This is a genomic window from Mesorhizobium sp. M0145 (genome assembly GCF_040322355.1).
Classification (GTDB): domain Bacteria; phylum Pseudomonadota; class Alphaproteobacteria; order Rhizobiales; family Rhizobiaceae; genus Mesorhizobium.
This window is the reverse complement of the sequence record NZ_JAMYTK010000002.1, coordinates 202,716-222,034: the sequence shown is the minus strand read 5'-3', so window position 1 is coordinate 222,034 and position 19,319 is coordinate 202,716. Positions and strand designations below refer to the sequence as shown.

The window sequence follows — 19,319 nt, the reverse complement described above, 5'->3', positions numbered from 1 at the left end:
GAGATTGCGATGTCTGAATCGAAGACGACCACCGATCACGACGAAATCCGCCGTTGGGCCGAGGATCGCGACGGGCGGCCGGCGGTGGTGCGCACCAAGGGCGAGGGCGGCATACTGCGCATCGACTTCGGCGAGCCTGAAGAGACGTTCGAGCCCGTCGAATGGGACGAGTTCTTCAGGATATTCGATGAGAACGAACTGGCGTTCCTCTACCAGGATGAGACCAGCGGCGGAAAGACTAGCCGCTTCAACAAGTTCGTCGAGCGCAGCCGGAAAGGCTAACATCGTCTAGTACCCCTGCACAGAGGATTCGACGGGTTCGATGGGTTGTAGCCTGGGTAGGATATCGGGTTTGACGAGCAGTTCAAATGCTGCGCCGAGGCCCGGTTGCCTGCGGATCAATCCGACCCGCTCGAGGGTGAGCACCATCTGATGGACGGAAGGCGCGGTGACGCTGAAGAAGCGCTGCATGTCGCGTTGGCCGCAGAACTATTCGAGACGACGGAAGCGATCGAGCGCGTCCTCGTCATAAGGGATGCCTCCCAACTCTCGGGGTGCGCCGAGGCTAGACTTCGCCTGGAAAAGGCGACGACGCGCATCATCGACTATGGCAGCGGCGACCTCACGCAAGAACCCTTTCACGTGAGGATCGTGCTTGCAGATGGCGTCGCCGCCTACGTCGGATCGGCCAACCTGCTCAGGCGCTCGAAGGTAGCAAACCCGAGTGCGGAATGTTATCGAGGGTCCGGCTGTTCATGCCGTCAAAGTGCTCGTCGATGCGGTTGCCAACATGGCGGAAGCAATCTCCACGAGGTGCTGACCACGAAACGGTATCATGGAACTATTGCCAATGCCGTCATGGCGAGAGTGTTAGCGCAATCGCTGTCACCGGAAGCGCGCGCTTATGTGCCGTGCTGGAATGCACATGAAGAATCCGCGTCCGCGCGGCCTCGTCGATTTCCTTGCCTTCGAGGAAATCGTCGATCTGTTCATACGTGACGCCATGGGCATCTTCGTCAGGACGAAGCGGGACAAGGTTCTCCAGGTCGGCGGTCGGGATCTTGTCGACGAGTTCGGGCGGAGCGCCCAGATGCGCGGCCAAGGCTCGCACCCTGCGTTTGTTTAGCCCCGAAAGAGGAAGGATATCGGCGGCGCCGTCGCCGAACTTGGTGAAGAAGCCCATCAGTGCCTCGGCCGCATGGTCGGTGCCGATGACCAGTCCTCGGCTGGCGCCGGCGAGCGCGAACTGGGCAATCATGCGCTGACGCGCCTTGATGTTGCCAAGCAAGAAATCCTCGCGGCCTGCGTCGCCGAACTCGACACCAGCCCGCTTGATCGAATCTAGCATTGCGTCGGCAGCCGGCTTGATGTCGACCCGATGCACTTCGTCCGCCCCTATGGTGTCCAAAGCCCGCTGGGCGTCGCTCTCGTCGGCCTGGTTGCCATACGGGAGCCGAACGGCCAGGAATTTGGCGTCGTATCCAGCCGTTCGCAGTTCCTCAACGGCCCGTTGAGCCAGAAGGGCCGCGGCAAGTGAATCCACCCCGCCGCTGATCCCCAGTACATAGGTGCTGAGCCCCGATGCACGCAGATACGTGCCGAGAAAGTCGATACGCCGGCGTGCCTCCAGCGCGACGTCAACACTGGGAGCGACACCCAACGCGTTGATAATCATTTCCTGTTCGGTCATTGGCAGTGGGTGCTCCTGATATCACAGCAATGACGGGTTCGATGGGTTGTAGCCTGGGTAAGATATCGGGTTTGACGAGCAGTTCAATGCTGTGCGCGAGGCTGGGTTGCCTGCGGATCAATCCAGCGCGCTCAAGGGCGAGCACCATCTGATGGACGGAAGGTGCGGTGACGCCGAAGAAGCGCTGCATGTCGCGTTCGGCCGGCGCGCGATCGTTGAGCAGGCCGTAGGTCCAGATGAAGGCGAGGTACTGGCCCTGCTTTTCGGTGAAGCGGGGTCGGTCTGGCGGCCGTCCGTCACCTAATTGATTCATTTTCTGATTCTTCCGGAACCTCCGCAACCGAAGGAGGCCTTCCGGGATGAATGTACGCTATCGCGTCGATCTCGACCAACCCGAACGCGACGAACTCACAGCCATGCTGGCAGGCGGCAAGCATCCGGCGCGCAAGCTCAAGCGGGCGCAGATCCTGCTTGCTGCCGATGCCGGCCGCAGTGACGAGACCATTGCCACAACGGGTGGCGGTCGGCGGCTCCACTGTCTACCGCACCAAGCGCCGCTTCGTGGAGATGGGCCTAGAGGCGGCGCTCAGCGAAGAGCCACGCGCAGGCGCGCAACGCAAGCTGACGGGCAAGGAAGAAGCCCTGCTGGTGGCCACCGCCTGCTCCAGTCCGCCGCCGGGTCGGGCCCGTTGGACACTGGATCTGCTGGCCGATGCGTTCGTCAAGCTGACCGAGCACGAACAGCTGGCGCGCGAGACGGTGCGCCGGCGCCTGGCCGAGAACGATCTCAAGCCGTGGCGCAAGGACATGTGGTGCATTCCAAAGGTTGACGCGGAGTATGTCGCGCGCATGGAGGATGTGCTCGACCTCTATGCCGAGGCACCGGACCCGAAGCGGCCGGTGGTGTGCTTCGACGAAAGCCCGACCCAACTCATCGGCGAGGTGCGTCAGCCAATCCCGGCCGCGCCGGGAAGGCTGGAGCGCTACGACTGCGAGTACAAACGCAACCGCACCGCAAACCTGTTCGTCTTCCTCGACGCGCATCGTAAGCGCTGTTTGCCTCGCACCTTGACCACGACGCCGTTGTGCCGTTTCGAAGACTGCCGCTGTGACGGAGATGGCAACAAATGCGCCAACAGCGGACGTTGTTGGATTGCGATCCGCAGCACCAAGGTGACGAAGGCCGTCAATATTCTTCGCGTTGACAGCGGTTCTGTGGGACGCGAAAGCTGCGTCCAATAGGAAGCTCGCGCTACCTCTTCTCCAGGCCTTTGAGATGTTCGATGAAGGCCCGCAGTTTGGGGTGAACTTGAGACCGCTGCGGGTAGTAGAGGTACACACCCGAGCTTGTCCCGGTGAAGTGGTCCAGAACGACTTCGAGCTTGCCGCTCGTCAACTTGTCGCTGATCGCTTCTTCAGGGCTGTAAACGACCCCTAAGCCGTCGACGGCCGCATCGATCGCCAGCAGAACATCATTGAGGATCAGCGGCCCCTTTACCTGAACCTCAAATTCCTTGCCGTCGCTCTCGAACTCCCACCGATCGTACACACGATTGCCAGCTCCCGCGCAGATGCAAGGATGGGCCAACAGGTCTTTTGGATGTTCAGGGTGCCCATGCTTGTCAAGGTAGGCCGGTGCAGCAGCCACAACCCATCGGACGGGACCGAAGAGTTTGAGCGCCACGACATCTTTGGCAAGGATGTCTGACACCCGTATTCCTGCATCAAACCCGCGCTCGAATATGTTGGTGGCCGCGTTCTCGAAGAAGATCTCAACCGTCACATCCGGGTACTTTTCGATAAAGGTCGCGATCAGCGGCCTAAGGAAGTTCGGATAGACGGTCTGCGGGACATTCAAGCGCAGACGACCGGCAGGCTTGTCCGCTGCGCTTCCCGCGTCCTTCATAGCGGAAAGGATCGCATCCAGCGCCGGTCCCGCCTGTTGCAGGAATTTCTCCCCGGCTTCGGTCAAGCTCGTAGCTCGTGTCGTTCTTGTAAGCAGGGTGACGCCCAGGCGAGTTTCGAGGTGTCTGATCATCTTGCTTATCGCAGGCGGCGAAACCCTGAGTGCTTCTGCCGCCGCCGTGAAGTTCCGCTTCTCGGCGACAAGCGCAAACGCCACAAGCCCATCAAGCTGATCCTTGTCCATTATGAACCTCTGGTTAATGTCGCATCAACCCGAATGCCATTTTTTGAAAGGAACGGCCATCGTATTCTGCGCTCACTCACGAAGACACAGCCGCAAACGCTGATGTGTTTCGGAGGTTGATCAAACCCAGTGGAGGTGCAGCACCATGAAGAACTATGCAGACGATTTCGAAACAGGCGCTCCCGAGATGCCAAGCCGCCGTAAATTGTTCGCCGCTGGGCTAGGCATCGCCGCAGCGTCGCTGCTGCCTCTTTCCGAGTCGAGAGCTCAAACGGCAACATCGGGTGCCGCAGCCACAGGTGCAAGGTCATCGAACCTTCAGCGTCGCATGCTCGGCTCGCTGGAAGTCTCTGCCATGGGGATGGGCTGCCAAAACTTTGCCGGGATGTACAGCCCGCCCACGAACAGGCAGGAGGCCGTGCGGATCATCCGGGCGGCGCATGACCGGGGCGTGACCTTTTTCGACGTCGCTGAAGTCTATGGACCCTTCCTGGGCGAGGATATTGTTGGCGAGGCGCTTTCGCCGATCCGCGACCAGGTGATCATCGCGACCAAGTTCGGCTTCGACATCACGCCCGAAGGCCAGGTCACAGGCGTCAACAGCCGCCCTGACAATATCAAGCGGGTGACCGAGCAACAGCTCCGCCGCTTGAAGACGGACTACATTGATCTTCAATACCAACACCGTGTCGATCCGACCGTGCCCATCGAAGACGTGGCCGGAGCGGTGCAGGAATTGATCCGTGAAGGCAAGGTCCGCCACTTCGGCCTGTCCGCTGCAGGCGAAGCGACCATCCGCCGCGCCCACAAAGTGCAGCCAGTCACGGCGGTGCAGAATGAATACTCTGTCTGGACCCGCGATCCGGAGGTGGAGGTTCTGGCGACCTGCGAGGAGCTTGGCATCGGGTTCGTGCCATGGAGCCCGCTCGGCATGGGATACCTGACCGGTACAGTCACCCCCATGTTCGTGCATGGCCCTGCCGACCTACGGGCCAACCTGCCGCGCTTCACGCCTGAAGCCCGCCGCGCCAACTGGCCGGTGGTCGAACTGCTACAGCGCGTAGGCGCACGTCATCAGGCTGCGCCCGGCCAGGTCGCCCTTGCCTGGTTGCTCGCCCGCAAGCCGTGGATCGTGCCCATTCCCGGCCCGATAACGGAGGACCAGATGGACCAGAACATGGACGCGCTGCAGGTCCAGTTGAGTGCGGCCGATGTCAAGGAGATCGATGACGGCTTTGCCCGGATCACGGTCCAGGGCGCGCGTCTGAGCCCACCAATGCTCGCGATGATCGATACTGGCGCAAAACTTGCAACGAGTTCCAAGGGCGGAACCGGCATGTCACCGGTCAGGTGACCAACCCACAAGAACCGACGGGCTGAAGTCTAGCCGGGTACCTGCGGCGCTTCTTGTCCGAGGCGCTGCCACCTCTGTGGTCCTCGCTCCGGTCTTTCCGAATCGGTAGGGCCAGCCAGAGAGCACAACGAAGGGGACTACCATGAATAACAACAATCGGGTCGCTGTAATCACTGGTGCATCCTCCGGAATCGGTGAGGCGCTGGCACGTGAGCTTCTTTCAGAAGGATATCGCGTAGCCCTTCTAGGGCGGCGCCTCGAGCGTGTCGCGGCACTCGCAGACGAACTCGGCGAAGGCGCTATCGCGATCCAGGCTGACGTGACCGACCGGGACTCCATCGCTGGAGCCGCCGCGCGCGTCCAGGAGTTCGGCGGCGCCGATGTTCTAGTCAATAACGCAGGCGTGATGCTCACAGCGCCGTTTGGATCGGACAAGCGATCCGAGCATCGGCAGATGGTCGAAACCAATCTCCTGGGTGCCATGACTGTGACTGAGGTTTTCCTTGACCAACTCCGCGCCAAGAAGGGAGATCTGGTGAACATCTCTTCTGTGGCAGGTCGCGTAGCTCCAGCCGGGTTCGCTGCCTATTCGGCAACCAAATGGGGGATCAACGGCTGGTCCGAGGCGCTTCGCGTCGAACTCCAGCCAGACATCCGCGTGATAGTCATCGAGCCTGGTGCGGTGGCGACAGAATTATCCGACCACATCACCCACGAGGAAAGCAAAAAGTCTGCTCAGGACTACCGCGACAACGTTGCAATTCCGGCTCAGGACATCGCCGAAATCATAGCCTTTGCTCTCAGCCGGCCGAAGCGGACGTCCCTCAACGAGATCCTGGTCCGCCCGACCGTGCAGGCGATGTGAACAACTGTCTTACAGCCCGCCGCAAGATCGGTGAAGGGCTGACAACATGAAAGGACACATGAGATGAGTAACAAAGTGTGGTTCATCACCGGGGCAGGACGTGGCCTCGGCCTGGACATTGCCAAGGCGGCCCTGGCAGCCGGCCACAAGGTGGTCGCGACTGGTCGTAATCCAGACAATGTGGCGAACGCTCTAGGTGCTTCCGACGACCTTCTTGTCGTGAAACTCGATGTCACAAAGGCCGCTGACGCCGACGCCGCCGCGCAGGCGACCCTTGAGCGGTTCGGACGGATCGACGTGCTGGTCAACAACGCGGCCAGCTTCTACGCCGGGTATTTCGAGGAACTGTCTCCCAAGCAGATGCAGTTGCAGCTAAGCACGAGCCTTGACGGTCCGATGATCGTGACGCGGGCGTTCCTTCCGGTCATGCGCAAGCAGCGCTCCGGCCAGATCGTCTCGATCTCCTCGACGGCAGGTCTGATGGGCTTTGAATTCTGCACAGCCTACTCTGCTTCGAAGTTTGGCCTCGATGGCTGGATGGAAGCGCTGCAGACTGAAGTCGGTCCGTTCGGCATCGAGACGATGATCGTCAACCCAGGCTTTTTCCGCACGGAGCTTCTGACGGAGGAGTCCACCAGTTACGCGGAAATCGCGATCGAAGATTATCACGAGCGACGCACGGCACAGATTGCCTTCTGGAAGTCCCAGAACGGCAAGCAGGGCGGTGACCCCGCTAAGCTGGCACGCGCTCTAATCATGCTCGCTGAGCAGGACGAACTGCCACGGCGCTTCCTCGCTGGCTCTGACGCTATCCAGGTGGCGGAGCAGAAGATTGCTCTCTTGCAGCAGCAGATCGAAGCGTACCGAGAACTGTCGAGTTCTCTCGCCATAGACTGAGGACGCTGGAACGCCCTGAGTCCACACCCTGCGTGCGGGCTTTGGGGCATTCGCCGATCCTCTATCTGCGTACCTTCCGAAGTCCGCTTTGGGCCGACTGTAGTCTTCGGGGCCACATTACTTCCCCTTGTAAGCCCAAGGCAGCAGCTCATCGATCCGGCTCTGCTTGTGACCGTTGACGATGGCGGTGAGCGTATTGATCAGGTAGGCCTGCGGATCGACGGCGTTGAGTTTGCAGGTCTCGATGAGCGATGCGATGGTGGCCCAGTTCTCGGCTCCAGCGTCGTGCCCCGCAAAGAGTGCATTCTTGCGATTGAGGGCTATCGGCCGGATGGTTCGCTCGACGCTGTTGTTGTCGATCTCGATGCGGCCGTCGGTCAGGAAGAGCTTCAAACCATCCCAATATTTGGCGATGTACGCCAAGGCCTCGCCGAGTGGAGACTTGGTCGCGACACGGGCCCGGTGATGGACGAGCCAGGTCTGCATGTCGGTGACCAGTGGCGTTGATCGTTCCTGTCGTCCGGCGAGGCGAGCCTCCGGATCAAGGCCACGCAGTTCGGCCTCGATCCGACCCAGTTCGCTGATCCGCTTGACGCCCTCTTCGGCGATAGGTGCTGCTCCGTTGCGGGTTATCTCCACCAGCTTGCGGCGAGCGTGTGCCCAACAATAGGCAAGCCGGATGTCCGAGCCGACACGGTCAGGTGCGATCAGTCTGTTGTATCCGGCATAGCCATCGACCTGCAGGATGCCGGAGAAGCCCTGCAATATCCGCTCGGCATGAATGCCCCGAGCGTAGGTGAAGGCCACACCAGGCGGAGCACCGCCGCAACTGGATGTTCTCAACCGAACAGGCGCGCCTCAAATTGGCTAAGGCCTATCCAAAGCCAACCGCCAAAGAGTCATAATCCATGTGCAGAGATGCTAGTTGCCGGCGGGCATGGTCAGTGCAGCAGGTTTGCTCCGCGTGCCTTGACGATGTTTCGCATGATGCCGTTAAGCCAGTCCTCGGTGGAGGAACCGGATCGTCTCCTGTCGATCTCGCCGATCGCCTGCTCGAGCGTCCGCTCGACCAGCCGGTCGGAAGCGTCAACGTCTCCCAGCAGCAGACGCGCTGCGAGCCTGAGCTTAGGCAGCAGGGAAAATACGTCGTCTGACGGCTCGGTCGCCAGATTTCCGCTTGATGCTTTGGGCTCGGAGGGGAAGAGAGCATCGAAAACAGCCTGGCCGTCCGAGGATTTTCTGAGGCTGCTGGCATACCGAAGGCGCTCAGGAATAACGATGTCTTCGTCGCCGCTGAAAAACACGAACGGCACGCCGCGGCGCATCAGTTCGTCCGCGATCGGGAATACCCGTCTTCCGTTGAGATTGACGTCCAGGATTGCGGCTTCCGCCTCATCGGTATGCTTCGACGCCTGTTCGACTGTCGCCACGGGGCCAAGCACGACGGCGCCCATCTTGCTGAAATAACGTGCAAGATCGCCCGCCAGCATCCATTCGTCCTCGACGATCAGGATATGCAAGCCTTGCAGGTCGCGCACCTCATTGTTCCTTCTTTCTGCGGGAGTCACGGCTGTCGGCGCGGACTTGTACAAAATGACGGGACAAAGCCTCTTGCAACCGTTCCGCGCGCGCGAGCAGACGAGGCGGGATTTCTTCGGATACCGGGACCTTGGCCAGATCCGGCGAACGTAACGAGATTTGTTTTGCCGGCTTTATCTCAGGTGGTCGTTTTGCCATTGGAACCGCCTCGAAAACCGGATGTTAATGCCCACCGGCGGTGCTTTGTTCCGTTCGAGGACTATTTACTGGCCTGAGGCTCGGTCCGGTCCTAAAGCACGTCGCGTTTTGCCGGCCTCATGCGACGCGCTTTAGGCTGTTGTTTTTATTCATCTCGTTATCGCAAAACCGCTGCACACTTTTGCGCGACATGCATTAGTCTGAGGTCCGATTTGGCGGTTTCGCAGCCGCGGCTGTTACCGAGGCGTGGCATGGTATTCCAGAACGGAAGATTTCCCATTGTCGGCGTCGGCGCATCGGCCGGCGGCATTCCCGCGATGGAGGGCCTGTTCAAAGGACTGACCGGCGGCACCGGCATGGCGTTCGTCGTCGTCACTAATCTGAGCCCAGAACGCGAAAGCCTGCTGCATGACGTTATCGCACGTTACACCGGAATGCCGGTCATCGTCGCCGAGGAGGGCATGGCGGTCCAACCCGACCAGGTCTATGTGATGCCGCAAAACGTCGTCCTCACCATCCGTAAGGGCGCGCTTTCGCTACGCCGGCCGAACACGCTTAACCGCGAGCGCAAACCGATCGACATCTTCTTCCGTGCACTGGCCGAGGACCAAGGGGAGTACGCCGTAGGCATCATCTTGTCGGGGGGCGATTCGGACGGCACGCTGGGCGCCCGGGCGATCAAGGAACATGGCGGACTGACGATTGCCCAAGCCTCCAACGGTTCCGGCCCGCGCAACCCGGACATGCCGCAAAGCGCGATTTCGAGCGGCCTGATCGATATCGCAGCGCCCGCCGAGGAGATCGGCGCAAAGCTTCAGGCGTTTGGCCGCGGCTTCAATGTGCTGAACGGGCTGGCCGAGGGGGGTGGCGAGCACAAAGCTGACGTGGATCGGGCCGCCGATGAAATCGACCCCACTCTGCGCGGCCATTCCGGTCACGACTTTTCCAGCTATAAGACGAAGACGTTCTCCGCCAATGAAGAGGCGCAGTCGACTAATGAGGAGCTTGAGGCCTCGAAGGAGGAGAAGCAGTCGCTCAACGAAGAGCTCAGCACCATCAACGCAGAGCTGACCAGCAAGATTGAGGAGCTCGACCGCGCCAACAGCGATCTCAGAAACCTGTTCGAAAGCACAGAGATCGCAACCATATTCCTCGACCGCAACCTTGTGGTGCGGACCTTTACCCCCGCTGCATCGGCCTTCTTCAATCTGCGCCCATCCGATGTCGGACGGCCGCTGACCGACCTTTCAAGCCAGCTCGACTATCCCGAGCTGAGGCCTCACATCGAGGCAGTGCTCGAGACGGGAGAGATCCTGAACCATCACCTTGCGCGCGACGACAAGGGCCGGTTCTACCTGGTTCGCATCAACCCGTACCGGGACAAGAGCGGCAGCATCCAGGGCGTCGTCGTGACCCTGATCGACGTGACGACGCTGGCGCAGGCGGAAGAGCGTCAGCAGGTGCTCATCTCCGAGCTGAACCATCGCGTCAAGAACATGCTGGCGGTCGTGGCCAGCATCACCAACCGGACCCGTGAAAACTCGGCATCGAAAGAGGAGTTCGCCGAAGCCTTGATCGGGCGCCTGCATGCCATGTCACGAGCCTATAGTCTGCTCTCGCGCGAGAGCTGGACGGAAGCCTCCGTCGAGGAACTGCTGCGTCAGGAACTCGATCCCTTCGGCCCCGAACGGTTTGAGCTCGATGGCAAGAGGGTAAATCTCAAGCCGGCACAAGGGCTTTCCTTCGGCATGGCCATCCATGAACTGGCGACGAATGCCGCCAAGTATGGCGCACTGTCGAGGCCTGCCGGGCGGATAGTTGTCAAATGGTCGGTGGCCGACGGAACCTTCAAGCTCGTCTGGCGCGAGAAGGGCGGCCCCCGCATCAAGGAGCCAACCGACAGCGGCTTCGGCCTTACCCTTCTGCGCGGAGAAATCGGCTATAGGCTGGGCGGAAAAGTTGAAACAAGTTTCCGCTCAAATGGTTTGGAGGCGGAAATCGCATTTCCTCTGACCCGCGAGGGCTCGTCGTGACCGGAAAGGTGCGTGTGCTGATCGTCGAGGATGAATGGCTGATCGCCGACGATGCGGCGGCTTACCTGCGCAAAGCCGGCCATCAGGTGGTTGGACCTGTTTCGTCGGTGACGGCGGCACTCCGGCTCGTTGGCGAAGGCGGCGTCGACGCGGCGTTACTGGATATCCAGTTGAACGACGAAACCAGCTATCCGATTGCGGAAGCGTTGCGGACGCGTGGTGTTCCGTTCGCCTTCCTCTCAGGCTTTGGTGAACGCGAAATTCCGGCCGGGTTCCGCGCTTGCAGGATCGTGCAGAAGCCGGCGAGCCAGAGTGCGATCCTGAATGCCGTGGATGAACTCGCGCGAGCCGGCTGAGGTCGCGATTTGAAAGTCGCGCCAGGTCACATCGGCGTGGTGCGTGCCTGCCGCGAACGACGAACGCCTATGGCAATATCCGCACCGGTACCGATTTGACCGCCGGAACATGAGCCTTCTCGGCTCTGTGCCACAAAGGAACCAGCGGGTTGAGCTCGGGGTAGTAACCGGCGCAATTTCCCTCCGGCACCGAGTAAGGCGTGATGCGCAGTCCGTGCACGCGGCGCTCCACACCGTCCCGCGCGTTGGCTTCGAGATCGACCTCCTGTCCGGCGCTCAAACCGAGGCGCTGGATATCCTTTTCATTCATCAACAGCACCATGCGTGTGCCGCTGATGCCGCGCAGCCGGTCGTTGTAGCCGTAGACGGTCGTGTTGAACTGGTCGTTGGAGCGCACCGTGATCAGTGTCAGCACATCACGGCCGGCGACATCGATGTCAGGATCGGTTTCAAGGCCAGTTGGCAGCTTGAAATTGGCCTTCTTGTTCGGCGTCTCCCACACCCGCTTGCTCGCCTTGATGTCGCGATGGAAGCCACCGGGCGTCAGGAAACGCTTGTTGAAGTCGCGGAAATGTTGGGGGTAGCAGCGCTCGATTTCGTCGCGGATGCGGGAATAGTCGCCAACCCACTCATCCCACGGGATCGAACTCCTGCCCGGCACCGTCGCCTTGGCGAGTTCGGCGACGATCCTGGGCTCTGAAAGCAGATGCGGCGAAGCCGGAGGTCGCGATCCGAACGAGCCGTGGATACAGGCGGTGGAATCCTCTACCGACACCCTTTGGTCGCCGCTTGCCTGATGATCTCTTTCCAGCCGTGACAGGCAAGGCAGCAAATAGGTTGTCCGCCCGGCGATCAGGTGGCTGCGGTTGAGCTTGGTCGCGATCTCGACATGCAGGTCGAGCCCACGCCAGGCTTTCTCGACCAGGCCGGTTTCCGGAACGGCCCGCACGAAATTGCCGCCCAGCCCGACGAAGCCCTTGACCGATCCGTCGATGACGCCTTCGCAGGTCTCGACCGTATCGCGACCTTTCTCGCGCGGCGGTTCAAAGGCGTAGAATTCGGCGAACTTGTCGAGCGGGACGAGCTCGGGCTTTTCCGATATGCCGACGGTGCGCTGCCCCTGGACATTGGAATGGCCGCGCAGCGGCGAAATGCCGGCGCCGGCTTTTCCGATATTGCCGCGCATCATCAAAAGGTTGCACAGCATCTGGACGTTCTCGGTGCCGTGCCGATGCTGGGTCAGGCCCATGCCGTAATTGCCGATCACCGCGTTGGCATGGCTGTAGACTTCGGCGACATGTTCCAGGTCGGTCTGCGCAATGCCGGATCGCGCGACGATATCGCTCCACTGGGTTTTGCGCAGGAAGGCCTCGAATTCGGCGAAGCCATGCGTGTGTTCGGCGATGAAAGCCGTGTCGAGGACACGCCTCCTGCCGCTTTCGCGGGCGGCATCGTCGAGCGCCAGCAACGCTTTGGCGATACCCGTCATCGCGGCAATGTCGCCGCCGGAACGAACCTGGAAGTAGTCGCTGGACATTTTGGTGCCAGGCCCGGGCGACAGCATGTCGACAGGGTTTTGCGGGTTCTTGAAGCGCTTCAGTCCCCGCTCGGGCAAGGGATTGAAGGTGAAGACGGGCACGTTGCGTTGACGTGCCTCTTGCAGCGGATGCAGCAGGCGCGGCGCCGTCACCCCGGTGTTGTGCCCGAAGAAGAACATCATGTCGCATTTCGCAAAGTCTTCGAGCTGCACGGTCCCGACCGGCGAGCCGATCGATTCCGGCAAGCCGACCGAGGTCGATTCATGACACATGTTGGACGAATCGGGCAGGTTCGAAGACCCATAGATTCGCGCAAAAAGCTGGTACATGAACGAGGCCTCGAGCGAGGCCCGGCCGGACGTGTAGAACACCACCGATTTGGGATCGAGCCGCCCCAGTTCGGCAGCTATGTCGCGGAATGCATCGTCCCAGGAAACCGGCTCGTAACGGTCGGTGGCGGCACTGTAGCGCATGGGCTCTGTTAGCCTGCCCTGTTTCTCCAGATCGTGATCCGGCCAATCGAGCAGTTCCGTCACCGAATGCTCGGCGAAGAAAGCGGGTTCGCAGCGCAGCTTGGTCTGATCCCACATCGTCGCCTTGGCGCCGTTTTCACAGAATTCGAAAGGCCTCGGCTGGGCTGGCTTTGCCCATGAGCAAGACACGCACATATAGCCGTCGGCCTTGTTCTGCTTGAGCAGCGTGCTCCATATCCCGGACAACAGCAGGCCTTCGCCTCGCGCCTTGCGGACCAGTGATTTGAGCGATCCCCAGCCGCCTGTCGGGTGGTCGTATTTCTTGGTTTCGATGCGATCGGTTACGGCGGGTCTCATGCAAGCCACTCCCTGTAAGAAGAGCACTCATACGAACCCGCGGTGAGGCTGAATGTTCCGGGCTGGGTCCGTACCGTCACGCCGTCCGTCTAACCGGAACCATTTCCGCCATCGTTTGTTCGGCTCGAAGAAAGGAGCCGCGCAAAATGGAGCGACGTAATGCATTAATTGCGATGGTGATTTCGGCCATCATCATCGTCGGCCTTCTCATAGGCTTTTTGTACGGCGATATGGGCTGGCAGACTTCGCCGCTCAAAAGAGCCCCTGAACAGAACCAGGGTGGCAATGCTCCGGCCGATACCTCGCCTGCCGCCGGCATCAAGAAGAACCCCAAGGAAAATACCGAAATGCCAGGCCAGCAATGACGTAGGGCCAGCAATGAAATTCAGCAGCAAGGCAATGCCACGAACTGAAACGGGTTCCTGTTTTTGCGGCGCCATAACGACGGAGATGCGCGGCGAGCCTTTCTGGATTTGCTCCGATCACGATGACGACTGCCGCAAGGCGATAGGAAGCCCTCTGTCGGTGTGGGTCGGTTATCGGCCTTCCGAATTCTCGTTGCTCACCGGCACACCGAAGACCTTTTCGAAAACCCCCGGCGTGCTTCGGTCCTTCTGTGCGGATTGCGGAACATCGATCGGCTATGTCGACCAGGGCCTGCCCGACGAACTCTATCTGGCGATCGGCTTCCTCGATCATCCCGAACGGTTTCCGCCGCAGGCCCACGCATATTGGGACATGAGGCTTCCCTGGGTCGACTTTCCAGACGAGCTGCCGCGGGTGGGAACGTATTCGAGGCGGCGCGATCCGGCCTTCGGAAATCCGGCGGAACGCTAGCCTGCTGCCCGCCTGCAGGTGGAAACGTACCGTTCGCAGCCTCGTACGAAAACGACAATTGGCGCGCGGCCGAAAACGCGCGATCATGTGCCCAATGGGCCGCCGTTTGGATGACAAGCTCGATTGCAAGGCGTGCGGGACGATCCTGATGGAGATTCCCGACAACCCGAAGGATTCGACGCCGATCCATTGCAGCAATTGCGGCGCCTATCTCGGCGAATGGGGCGATCTGCAGGAGGATTTCTTCAGGCAGGCGTTCGGTGCCCAGGCCTTCGATCTGAACAACGGAAACATCATCAAGAAATAATCCTGGATCCCGCCGGCCCCAAGCCACGGCCTGTGGACCCGGCTCGTTGCGGCAATCACCGTTAGTATCGGACCCTCGGGAACCTTTCTCCCGAGCCGCTTGTTTGGGTGGCGGAAGGAGAAACGCCATGAGCACAAAACCTCCGCCTGTGCCGCCGAAGAATCTGAGCCCAAAAGGCGCCGGTGACAAAAAATCGGTAGCAGCCGACCAGGCGCCGCAATCTGCCGTTCCGGATCCCGACAAGCAGGGCCAGCAAGGCAATACGAAGGTCAATACCACCCATCAAGGCAACGTCCAGGATCGCTAGGTCATGTCCACGTCGAAGAAGACTCCTGCCAGCATCCGCCAGGGCGGTCCCGGCGCCGCGCACGAAAACGCCAAGAAGCCGCTGAGCATCGAAAAGCCGCCGGCCGACTCCGACCGTCGCAGCCACAGCAAGGTCTCCGGCGGCGGCGGCGAACGCGACAGCCACCATACCCACGACCCCGAAAAGAAAGGCGACACCCGGCCCGCGCATCAGGACAAGTGACGTCGGGCGGCGACGCGACGATCGGTGAGGTTCGAGCGAAGTGTCAGCGGGGACGGCGCGCCAAGGCAAACGGCACGACGTTGTCGACATTTACTACCGGGACCACCGGCAAGTCGAACAGCATCGGAAGCCCCCGCGTCGCGGCCATTTCCACGATCAGCTCCTCGATGGAGTGATCGGTCAGACGGGTCTCGACGCCCAGCCGGATCATCGCCGCCAGCTTGTGCACCGGCACTGGCACGGACTTCGCCCGGTCGTCGAGCAGCTTGCTGATTTCGATCACGACGTCGGCGTCGATATTCCTGGGCAAGTCTCGCATAAGCGCCTCCCCGCCAAACGAAACGAAAAGCCCGCCGCACCTTTCGATACGGCGGGCGATCCAGTAATGCGTACCGGCGAGGGGATCGGGGTGGGCGTGCCGGCGCGCGCAGATCGCAAGTAATTTTAGTTAAATCCGTCAACTTCGATGTGTCACGGAAAAACGTCTGTACGGTTTTTACCGAACCGCGCGGATCGTTAGCTGTCCCCGCCGTCGCGCGGCGCGGCAGCACAGATGGCGCGATCCATTGCCCTCCGGATAGCGAACTCAAACAGTATACATTATAAACTTAAAACATCTTGCCAGGTGATCCAGCCTATGCTCCACTTGAGCCGGTAACATGGCTGATAGGTCGATTTCTGCCGACACGTGGCTGCATTTCAAACGGCACGACTACGAGAACACAGCCTCAAACGATATACGAAATCTTCGCATGGGAAGGCGTGGATGACGGAAACGATAGAGCTCAAACGGGTTGGCGATGGCAATCTGCGTGCCCAGGTCTATCAACAAATCCGGCTGACGATACAGCTTGGCGAATTGGCGCCTGGCCAGAAGCTCGTCGACGTCGATATTGCCGCCCAGCTCGGCATTTCCAGAATGCCTGTCCGCGACGCCTTGATGCAATTAGTGCATGAGGGCTATCTCGTCGGCACCACACGCGGCTTCACCCTGCCCACGCTTACCGCAACGGATGTCGCCGACATCTTCGAGGTCCGCCGCTTGCTCGAGCCGCGGGCCGCCGCGCACGCCGCACGGACACTTGACGCCGCTGGCCTCAAGACCCTGGCAGCCGCGCTTCGGGAGGCCGAGGCTGCGGCCGCCGCCGGCGATGCCGACCGCTTTTTCCAGGCCAATTCGGCATTCAGGAATTGTTGGCTCGGCGCCGTCGAGAACGAGCGCCTTTCCCAAACGATTGCAAGGTTCGCCGACCATGTGCTCGTCGTCCGCTTAAGGACGCTGTCGCACCAGCCGACGCAGGCCGTTATCGTTGCCGGCATGCGCGCAATCTATGAGGCATTCGTCAAGCGCGACGCCGTCGCCGCTTACGACCGCATGACCCACTTCATTCAGAACGCCGAGGAGCGTTTCATGAAGCTTAGCCCACCGTTTCAAAACTCCAACGGTGAAGGTGAGAGCATGTCGCAGCGGGGGAAAGAATGATCAGGAAGCAGCACCCGCTGAAAGGGCCGAACAGGTTCAAGCTCGGCGTCTTTTCAATGAACGCCGATGGCGGCCTGGCAATGACCACCGTTCCCGAGCGCTGGCGTGCCCGCTGGGAAGACAACCTCAATTCCGCCTGTATCGCCGACCGCGCCGGCCTCGAGTTTCTGCTGCCGATCGCCCGCTGGCGCGGCTTCGGCGGTTTGACGCATGTGCGGGAATGGTCGTTCGAGACTTTCACCTGGGCGGCGGGCCTTGCTGTCGCCACGGAAAACATCGGCCTGTTCATGACGGTGCATGTGCCGCTGGTTCATCCGCTGCAGGCTGCAAAAGCGCTGGCGACGGTCGACCACATCTCCAATGGGCGGGCCGGCTTGAACATTGTCTGCGGCTGGAACCCCGACGAGTTCGCCATGTTCGGGCAGACGGTCGGCGATCGAACCTACGATCAAGCCGAGGAATGGATCAACATCATCGTGCGTGCCTATCAATCGAGGGAGCCGTTCGATTTCGGCGGCGAGTTCTATGATCTGAAGGGGGTCGTCAGCCGCCCACCAAGTCTGCAGGCGCCACGACCGGTGACCATGAACGCCGCCTTCGGCGCGCCAGGGCGCAACTATGCAGCGCGCCACTGCGACTATTTGTTTTCGACTTTTTCCGAAATCGCCGACGGCCGTGCGCATGTGGTCGACATCACCAACCGAGCGGCCGAAGTCGGACGCGAAGTCGGCGTCTATACGGTCTGTCACGTCGTCTGCCGGGAGACCCAGCAGGAAGCCGAGGACTACTACCGGCATTACGCGCTGGAATGCGCGGACGAGGGTGCGGTCGACGAGCACATGCGCAAGAAGAAGGAATTCGCGAACTCGCACGACGCGAAGGCTTTCACCGAATATCGGCAAAGGTTCGCCGGCGGTGCCGGAACGTTCCCGCTCATCGGCACGCCGGAAAAGATCGTCGACGATCTCACTGAGATCATGGACCAGGGCTATTCCGGCGCCGCCCTTACATTCGTCAACTACACCTACGAATTGCCCTTCTTCTGCGACCGCGTGCTGCCGCTGATGCGCCAGGCCGGGCTTCGAGTCAATTGATGCCGGCGGCCGCCATTCCGACCCCGTGGGTGGATGGGCACGACGCCATCAATCCGCGCGCCTTCAAGCAGGCGATGCGGGCGGTGGCGGGCTCGGTCGCCATCCTTGCCTCGGAACATCACGAGATCGGCTTTTGCGGCATCACGGCGACGGCTCTCTGCTCGTTCAGCGCCGAGCCGCCGTCGCTGCTGGCCTGCGTCAACCGCGGCAGCACCTTTGCCTCGGCCATTCGCGAAGACTTGCCGTTTTCGGTCAATCTTCCCGCCGGCGACCAAGAGAACGTTGTGCGTGCCTTTGGCGGCATGACCAAAGCCAAGGGCGCCGCGCGGTTCTCGTCCGGATCATGGGTGCGTGGCGAAACCGGCGCGCCCTTGCTTGTCGGCGCGCGGGCAATGTTCGAATGCCGGGTGGCCGAAATCATTGTGCGGGCGTCGCACATGATCGTTATCGGCATCGTCTCAGGCGTCGCGCTGGATCGCGCTGACCGATCGCCGGTCTTCTACGCGCATGGGCGGTTCCTGACAGTAGGAGATGATGCCAACTAATCGCCGTTCACGCGGCGGCGCAGCGATTGCAATTTTAGATCGACCCGATCATGGGCGAACTATCAGAGGGAGTACGGCAATGCGCATTTGGAAGTCCCTTGTTCTGGCTGCACTCATGTCGGGCTTGGCGGGTAGCGCCACGGCCGAAGAGGTCGTCCTCAACGCCGTGCATTTTACGCCGACGCAGAACGGCTACGCCCAGAGCTTCTTGAAATTCGTTCAGAAGGTGAACGAAAAGGGCAAGGGCGTGGTCCAGATCAACGTCCGTGGCGGGCCGGAGGTCATTCCGCCGATCCAGCAGGGCGCGGCGCTCAGGAGCGGCCTGATCGACGTGATCGACACACCGGCAGGGCAGTTCCTCGAACTCGTGCCCGAAGGCGAGGTTTTCTCCGCATCGACGAAGACGCCCTGGGAGGTTCGCGACAATGGCGGCTGGGATTTCATCAACGGAATTTTCGAGAAGAAGGCCAATGCCCATCTGCTGGCGCATGTCGACGCGGGCTCGGGCTTCAACGTCTTCACCGTCGACGAACCCAAGCTCAACAGCGAAGGCAGCATCGACTGGGGCGGCCTGAAAATCCGTTCCTCGCCGCTCTATCGCGATTTCCTCGAATCGCTAGGCGCGACGGTGATCGTGCAGGCGCCGGGGGATGTCTACACCTCGCTCGAGCGCGGCGTCGTCAATGCCAACGCGTATACCGTATTTGGCTATGCGTCGTTCGGCTGGGACAAATTCACCAAATACCGTGTCGACCCGCAATTCTTCAAAACCGATGTGCTGATCTCGATCAACAAGGCCAAATGGGACACGCTGTCGCCCGAGGCGCAGAAGCTGCTTGCCGACACGGCCGTCGAATACGAGCGCGTGAGCTATGACGCCAATCTCGCCGAGTCCGAAAAGCAGGCACAGGCAATGATCGGCGGCGGGCAGAAGGTGATCAGCTTGACCGGCGCCGGCCGCGACAAATTCCTGGCGGCTGCCACGCAGGCGAGCTGGGCGAGAATGACCAAACGCGATCCCACCAACATCGATCAGTTGAAGAAATTCTTCCAGTAGCCCGAGCCGAGGGCGCTC

Annotated in this window: 23 protein-coding genes and 2 pseudogenes; 16 read left to right on the top strand and 9 right to left on the bottom strand. The window is 60.8% G+C overall.

Annotated features, from left to right (window positions below):
- Positions 1-9: 9 nt before the first annotated feature.
- Complete coding sequence (locus NKJ28_RS05960; protein WP_023676123.1) at positions 10-282, top strand: hypothetical protein; 273 nt, start codon at positions 10-12, stop codon at positions 280-282.
- 6 nt (positions 283-288) lie between these two features.
- Here the strand turns inward: NKJ28_RS05960 and NKJ28_RS05955 are convergent, their stop codons facing one another.
- From NKJ28_RS05955 to NKJ28_RS05945, 3 genes are all read right to left on the bottom strand, one after another.
- Complete coding sequence (locus NKJ28_RS05955; protein WP_352579605.1) at positions 289-471, bottom strand: hypothetical protein; 183 nt, start codon at positions 469-471, stop codon at positions 289-291.
- Between the two features lie 385 nt (positions 472-856).
- Positions 857-1,690 carry an NAD(+) synthase gene (gene nadE, locus NKJ28_RS05950; protein WP_023676120.1) on the bottom strand — a complete coding sequence of 278 codons (834 nt, stop codon included), beginning with the start codon at positions 1,688-1,690 and terminating at the stop codon, positions 857-859.
- On the bottom strand, positions 1,638-2,003 hold the full coding sequence (locus NKJ28_RS05945) for a LexA family protein (protein WP_352579606.1): 366 nt from the start codon (positions 2,001-2,003) through the stop codon (positions 1,638-1,640). Before NKJ28_RS05945 ends, nadE begins: the two co-directional genes overlap by 53 nt.
- 46 nt (positions 2,004-2,049) lie before the next feature.
- Here NKJ28_RS05945 and NKJ28_RS05940 point away from each other — a divergent pair.
- A pseudogene (locus NKJ28_RS05940) lies at positions 2,050-2,737 on the top strand (IS630 family transposase); the annotation flags it as partial.
- A gap of 205 nt (positions 2,738-2,942) precedes the next feature.
- Here NKJ28_RS05940 and NKJ28_RS05935 read toward each other — a convergent pair.
- Positions 2,943-3,839: a LysR substrate-binding domain-containing protein gene (locus NKJ28_RS05935; RefSeq protein WP_023676118.1), complete on the bottom strand. Its 897-nt coding sequence runs from the start codon at positions 3,837-3,839 to the stop codon at positions 2,943-2,945.
- Positions 3,840-4,167: 328 nt separating this feature from the next.
- On the opposite strand from NKJ28_RS05935, the gene NKJ28_RS05930 reads away from it, so the two are divergent.
- The 3 genes from NKJ28_RS05930 to NKJ28_RS05920 all read left to right on the top strand — a co-directional run bounded on the left by NKJ28_RS05930 (position 4,168) and on the right by NKJ28_RS05920 (position 6,955).
- Positions 4,168-5,193 carry an aldo/keto reductase gene (locus NKJ28_RS05930; protein WP_352634734.1) on the top strand — a complete coding sequence of 342 codons (1,026 nt, stop codon included), beginning with the start codon at positions 4,168-4,170 and terminating at the stop codon, positions 5,191-5,193.
- Between the two features lie 142 nt (positions 5,194-5,335).
- Positions 5,336-6,058: an SDR family oxidoreductase gene (locus NKJ28_RS05925; RefSeq protein WP_023676116.1), complete on the top strand. Its 723-nt coding sequence runs from the start codon at positions 5,336-5,338 to the stop codon at positions 6,056-6,058.
- 63 nt (positions 6,059-6,121) lie between these two features.
- Positions 6,122-6,955 (top strand): SDR family NAD(P)-dependent oxidoreductase, encoded by an 834-nt coding sequence (locus NKJ28_RS05920; RefSeq protein ID WP_352634516.1) that lies wholly within the window; start codon positions 6,122-6,124, stop codon positions 6,953-6,955.
- Between the two features lie 117 nt (positions 6,956-7,072).
- On the opposite strand, the pseudogene tnpC reads toward NKJ28_RS05920, so the two are convergent.
- The 3 genes and pseudogenes from tnpC to NKJ28_RS05905 form a co-directional block, all read right to left on the bottom strand.
- Positions 7,073-7,780, bottom strand: a pseudogene (tnpC, locus tag NKJ28_RS05915) (IS66 family transposase); the annotation flags it as partial.
- Between the two features lie 116 nt (positions 7,781-7,896).
- Positions 7,897-8,493, bottom strand: a complete 597-nt coding sequence (locus NKJ28_RS05910; RefSeq protein WP_036238319.1) for a response regulator — start codon at positions 8,491-8,493, stop codon at positions 7,897-7,899.
- A gap of 1 nt (position 8,494) precedes the next feature.
- Positions 8,495-8,692 carry a hypothetical protein gene (locus NKJ28_RS05905; protein ID WP_156937318.1) on the bottom strand — a complete coding sequence of 66 codons (198 nt, stop codon included), beginning with the start codon at positions 8,690-8,692 and terminating at the stop codon, positions 8,495-8,497.
- 251 nt (positions 8,693-8,943) lie between these two features.
- Here NKJ28_RS05905 and NKJ28_RS05900 point away from each other — a divergent pair, with 251 nt between their 5' ends.
- Together NKJ28_RS05900 and NKJ28_RS05895 are read left to right on the top strand one after the other, a co-directional pair.
- The gene (locus tag NKJ28_RS05900; protein WP_352634514.1) at positions 8,944-10,725 is read left to right on the top strand and encodes a chemotaxis protein CheB; all 1,782 of its coding nucleotides are present in this window, start codon (positions 8,944-8,946) and stop codon (positions 10,723-10,725) included.
- A gap of 14 nt (positions 10,726-10,739) precedes the next feature.
- The gene (locus NKJ28_RS05895) at positions 10,740-11,081 is read left to right on the top strand and encodes a response regulator (RefSeq protein WP_245274673.1); all 342 of its coding nucleotides are present in this window, start codon (positions 10,740-10,742) and stop codon (positions 11,079-11,081) included.
- 67 nt (positions 11,082-11,148) lie between these two features.
- On the opposite strand, the gene NKJ28_RS05890 is transcribed toward NKJ28_RS05895, so the two are convergent.
- Positions 11,149-13,449 carry an FdhF/YdeP family oxidoreductase gene (locus NKJ28_RS05890; RefSeq protein ID WP_352634512.1) on the bottom strand — a complete coding sequence of 767 codons (2,301 nt, stop codon included), beginning with the start codon at positions 13,447-13,449 and terminating at the stop codon, positions 11,149-11,151.
- Positions 13,450-13,595: 146 nt separating this feature from the next.
- Here NKJ28_RS05890 and NKJ28_RS05885 point away from each other — a divergent pair, with 146 nt between their 5' ends.
- The 5 genes from NKJ28_RS05885 (at position 13,596) to NKJ28_RS05865 (ending at position 15,122) form a co-directional block, all read left to right on the top strand.
- Positions 13,596-13,814: a hypothetical protein gene (locus NKJ28_RS05885; protein ID WP_023676110.1), complete on the top strand. Its 219-nt coding sequence runs from the start codon at positions 13,596-13,598 to the stop codon at positions 13,812-13,814.
- Positions 13,815-13,848: 34 nt separating this feature from the next.
- Positions 13,849-14,286: a GFA family protein gene (locus NKJ28_RS05880; protein WP_352634510.1), complete on the top strand. Its 438-nt coding sequence runs from the start codon at positions 13,849-13,851 to the stop codon at positions 14,284-14,286.
- Between the two features lie 148 nt (positions 14,287-14,434).
- Positions 14,435-14,593, top strand: coding sequence for a hypothetical protein (locus tag NKJ28_RS05875; protein ID WP_023676108.1), 159 nt, complete (start codon positions 14,435-14,437; stop codon positions 14,591-14,593).
- A gap of 127 nt (positions 14,594-14,720) precedes the next feature.
- A complete protein-coding gene (locus tag NKJ28_RS05870; protein WP_292657139.1) occupies positions 14,721-14,900 on the top strand; it encodes a hypothetical protein in 180 nt (59 codons plus the stop codon).
- 3 nt (positions 14,901-14,903) lie between these two features.
- On the top strand, positions 14,904-15,122 hold the full coding sequence (locus NKJ28_RS05865) for a hypothetical protein (RefSeq protein WP_352575479.1): 219 nt from the start codon (positions 14,904-14,906) through the stop codon (positions 15,120-15,122).
- 43 nt (positions 15,123-15,165) lie between these two features.
- Here the strand turns inward: NKJ28_RS05865 and NKJ28_RS05860 are convergent, their stop codons facing one another.
- Entirely contained in the window at positions 15,166-15,441 is a 276-nt protein-coding gene (locus NKJ28_RS05860) for a hypothetical protein (protein WP_352634508.1), read from the bottom strand.
- Between the two features lie 447 nt (positions 15,442-15,888).
- Here NKJ28_RS05860 and NKJ28_RS05855 point away from each other — a divergent pair, with 447 nt between their 5' ends.
- The 4 genes from NKJ28_RS05855 to dctP all read left to right on the top strand — a co-directional run bounded on the left by NKJ28_RS05855 (position 15,889) and on the right by dctP (position 19,301).
- Complete coding sequence (locus NKJ28_RS05855; RefSeq protein ID WP_352634506.1) at positions 15,889-16,605, top strand: GntR family transcriptional regulator; 717 nt, start codon at positions 15,889-15,891, stop codon at positions 16,603-16,605.
- Positions 16,605-17,699 carry an LLM class flavin-dependent oxidoreductase gene (locus NKJ28_RS05850; RefSeq protein ID WP_352451596.1) on the top strand — a complete coding sequence of 365 codons (1,095 nt, stop codon included), beginning with the start codon at positions 16,605-16,607 and terminating at the stop codon, positions 17,697-17,699. Before NKJ28_RS05855 ends, NKJ28_RS05850 begins: the two co-directional genes overlap by 1 nt.
- A complete protein-coding gene (locus NKJ28_RS05845; protein WP_023676102.1) occupies positions 17,699-18,244 on the top strand; it encodes a flavin reductase family protein in 546 nt (181 codons plus the stop codon). Before NKJ28_RS05850 ends, NKJ28_RS05845 begins: the two co-directional genes overlap by 1 nt.
- A 79-nt stretch (positions 18,245-18,323) precedes the next feature.
- A complete protein-coding gene (dctP, locus tag NKJ28_RS05840; protein ID WP_352634503.1) occupies positions 18,324-19,301 on the top strand; it encodes a TRAP transporter substrate-binding protein DctP in 978 nt (325 codons plus the stop codon).
- Positions 19,302-19,319: the final 18 nt, after the last annotated feature.

What these genes read in the sequence shown, in the direction of transcription:
- NKJ28_RS05960 (WP_023676123.1), top strand. Translation starts at nt 10, where the DNA reads ATGTCTGAATCGAAGACGACCACCGATCACGACGAAATCCGCCGTTGG.
- NKJ28_RS05955 (WP_352579605.1), bottom strand. Translation starts at nt 471, where the DNA reads ATGCAGCGCTTCTTCAGCGTCACCGCGCCTTCCGTCCATCAGATGGTG.
- nadE (WP_023676120.1), bottom strand. Translation starts at nt 1,690, where the DNA reads ATGACCGAACAGGAAATGATTATCAACGCGTTGGGTGTCGCTCCCAGT.
- NKJ28_RS05945 (WP_352579606.1), bottom strand. Translation starts at nt 2,003, where the DNA reads ATGAATCAATTAGGTGACGGACGGCCGCCAGACCGACCCCGCTTCACC.
- NKJ28_RS05935 (WP_023676118.1), bottom strand. Translation starts at nt 3,839, where the DNA reads ATGGACAAGGATCAGCTTGATGGGCTTGTGGCGTTTGCGCTTGTCGCC.
- NKJ28_RS05930 (WP_352634734.1), top strand. Translation starts at nt 4,168, where the DNA reads ATGCTCGGCTCGCTGGAAGTCTCTGCCATGGGGATGGGCTGCCAAAAC.
- NKJ28_RS05925 (WP_023676116.1), top strand. Translation starts at nt 5,336, where the DNA reads ATGAATAACAACAATCGGGTCGCTGTAATCACTGGTGCATCCTCCGGA.
- NKJ28_RS05920 (WP_352634516.1), top strand. Translation starts at nt 6,122, where the DNA reads ATGAGTAACAAAGTGTGGTTCATCACCGGGGCAGGACGTGGCCTCGGC.
- NKJ28_RS05905 (WP_156937318.1), bottom strand. Translation starts at nt 8,692, where the DNA reads ATGGCAAAACGACCACCTGAGATAAAGCCGGCAAAACAAATCTCGTTA.
- NKJ28_RS05900 (WP_352634514.1), top strand. Translation starts at nt 8,944, where the DNA reads ATGGTATTCCAGAACGGAAGATTTCCCATTGTCGGCGTCGGCGCATCG.
- NKJ28_RS05890 (WP_352634512.1), bottom strand. Translation starts at nt 13,449, where the DNA reads ATGAGACCCGCCGTAACCGATCGCATCGAAACCAAGAAATACGACCAC.
- NKJ28_RS05885 (WP_023676110.1), top strand. Translation starts at nt 13,596, where the DNA reads ATGGAGCGACGTAATGCATTAATTGCGATGGTGATTTCGGCCATCATC.
- NKJ28_RS05880 (WP_352634510.1), top strand. Translation starts at nt 13,849, where the DNA reads ATGCCACGAACTGAAACGGGTTCCTGTTTTTGCGGCGCCATAACGACG.
- NKJ28_RS05875 (WP_023676108.1), top strand. Translation starts at nt 14,435, where the DNA reads ATGGAGATTCCCGACAACCCGAAGGATTCGACGCCGATCCATTGCAGC.
- NKJ28_RS05870 (WP_292657139.1), top strand. Translation starts at nt 14,721, where the DNA reads ATGAGCACAAAACCTCCGCCTGTGCCGCCGAAGAATCTGAGCCCAAAA.
- NKJ28_RS05865 (WP_352575479.1), top strand. Translation starts at nt 14,904, where the DNA reads ATGTCCACGTCGAAGAAGACTCCTGCCAGCATCCGCCAGGGCGGTCCC.
- NKJ28_RS05860 (WP_352634508.1), bottom strand. Translation starts at nt 15,441, where the DNA reads ATGCGAGACTTGCCCAGGAATATCGACGCCGACGTCGTGATCGAAATC.
- NKJ28_RS05855 (WP_352634506.1), top strand. Translation starts at nt 15,889, where the DNA reads ATGACGGAAACGATAGAGCTCAAACGGGTTGGCGATGGCAATCTGCGT.
- NKJ28_RS05845 (WP_023676102.1), top strand. Translation starts at nt 17,699, where the DNA reads ATGCCGGCGGCCGCCATTCCGACCCCGTGGGTGGATGGGCACGACGCC.
- dctP (WP_352634503.1), top strand. Translation starts at nt 18,324, where the DNA reads ATGCGCATTTGGAAGTCCCTTGTTCTGGCTGCACTCATGTCGGGCTTG.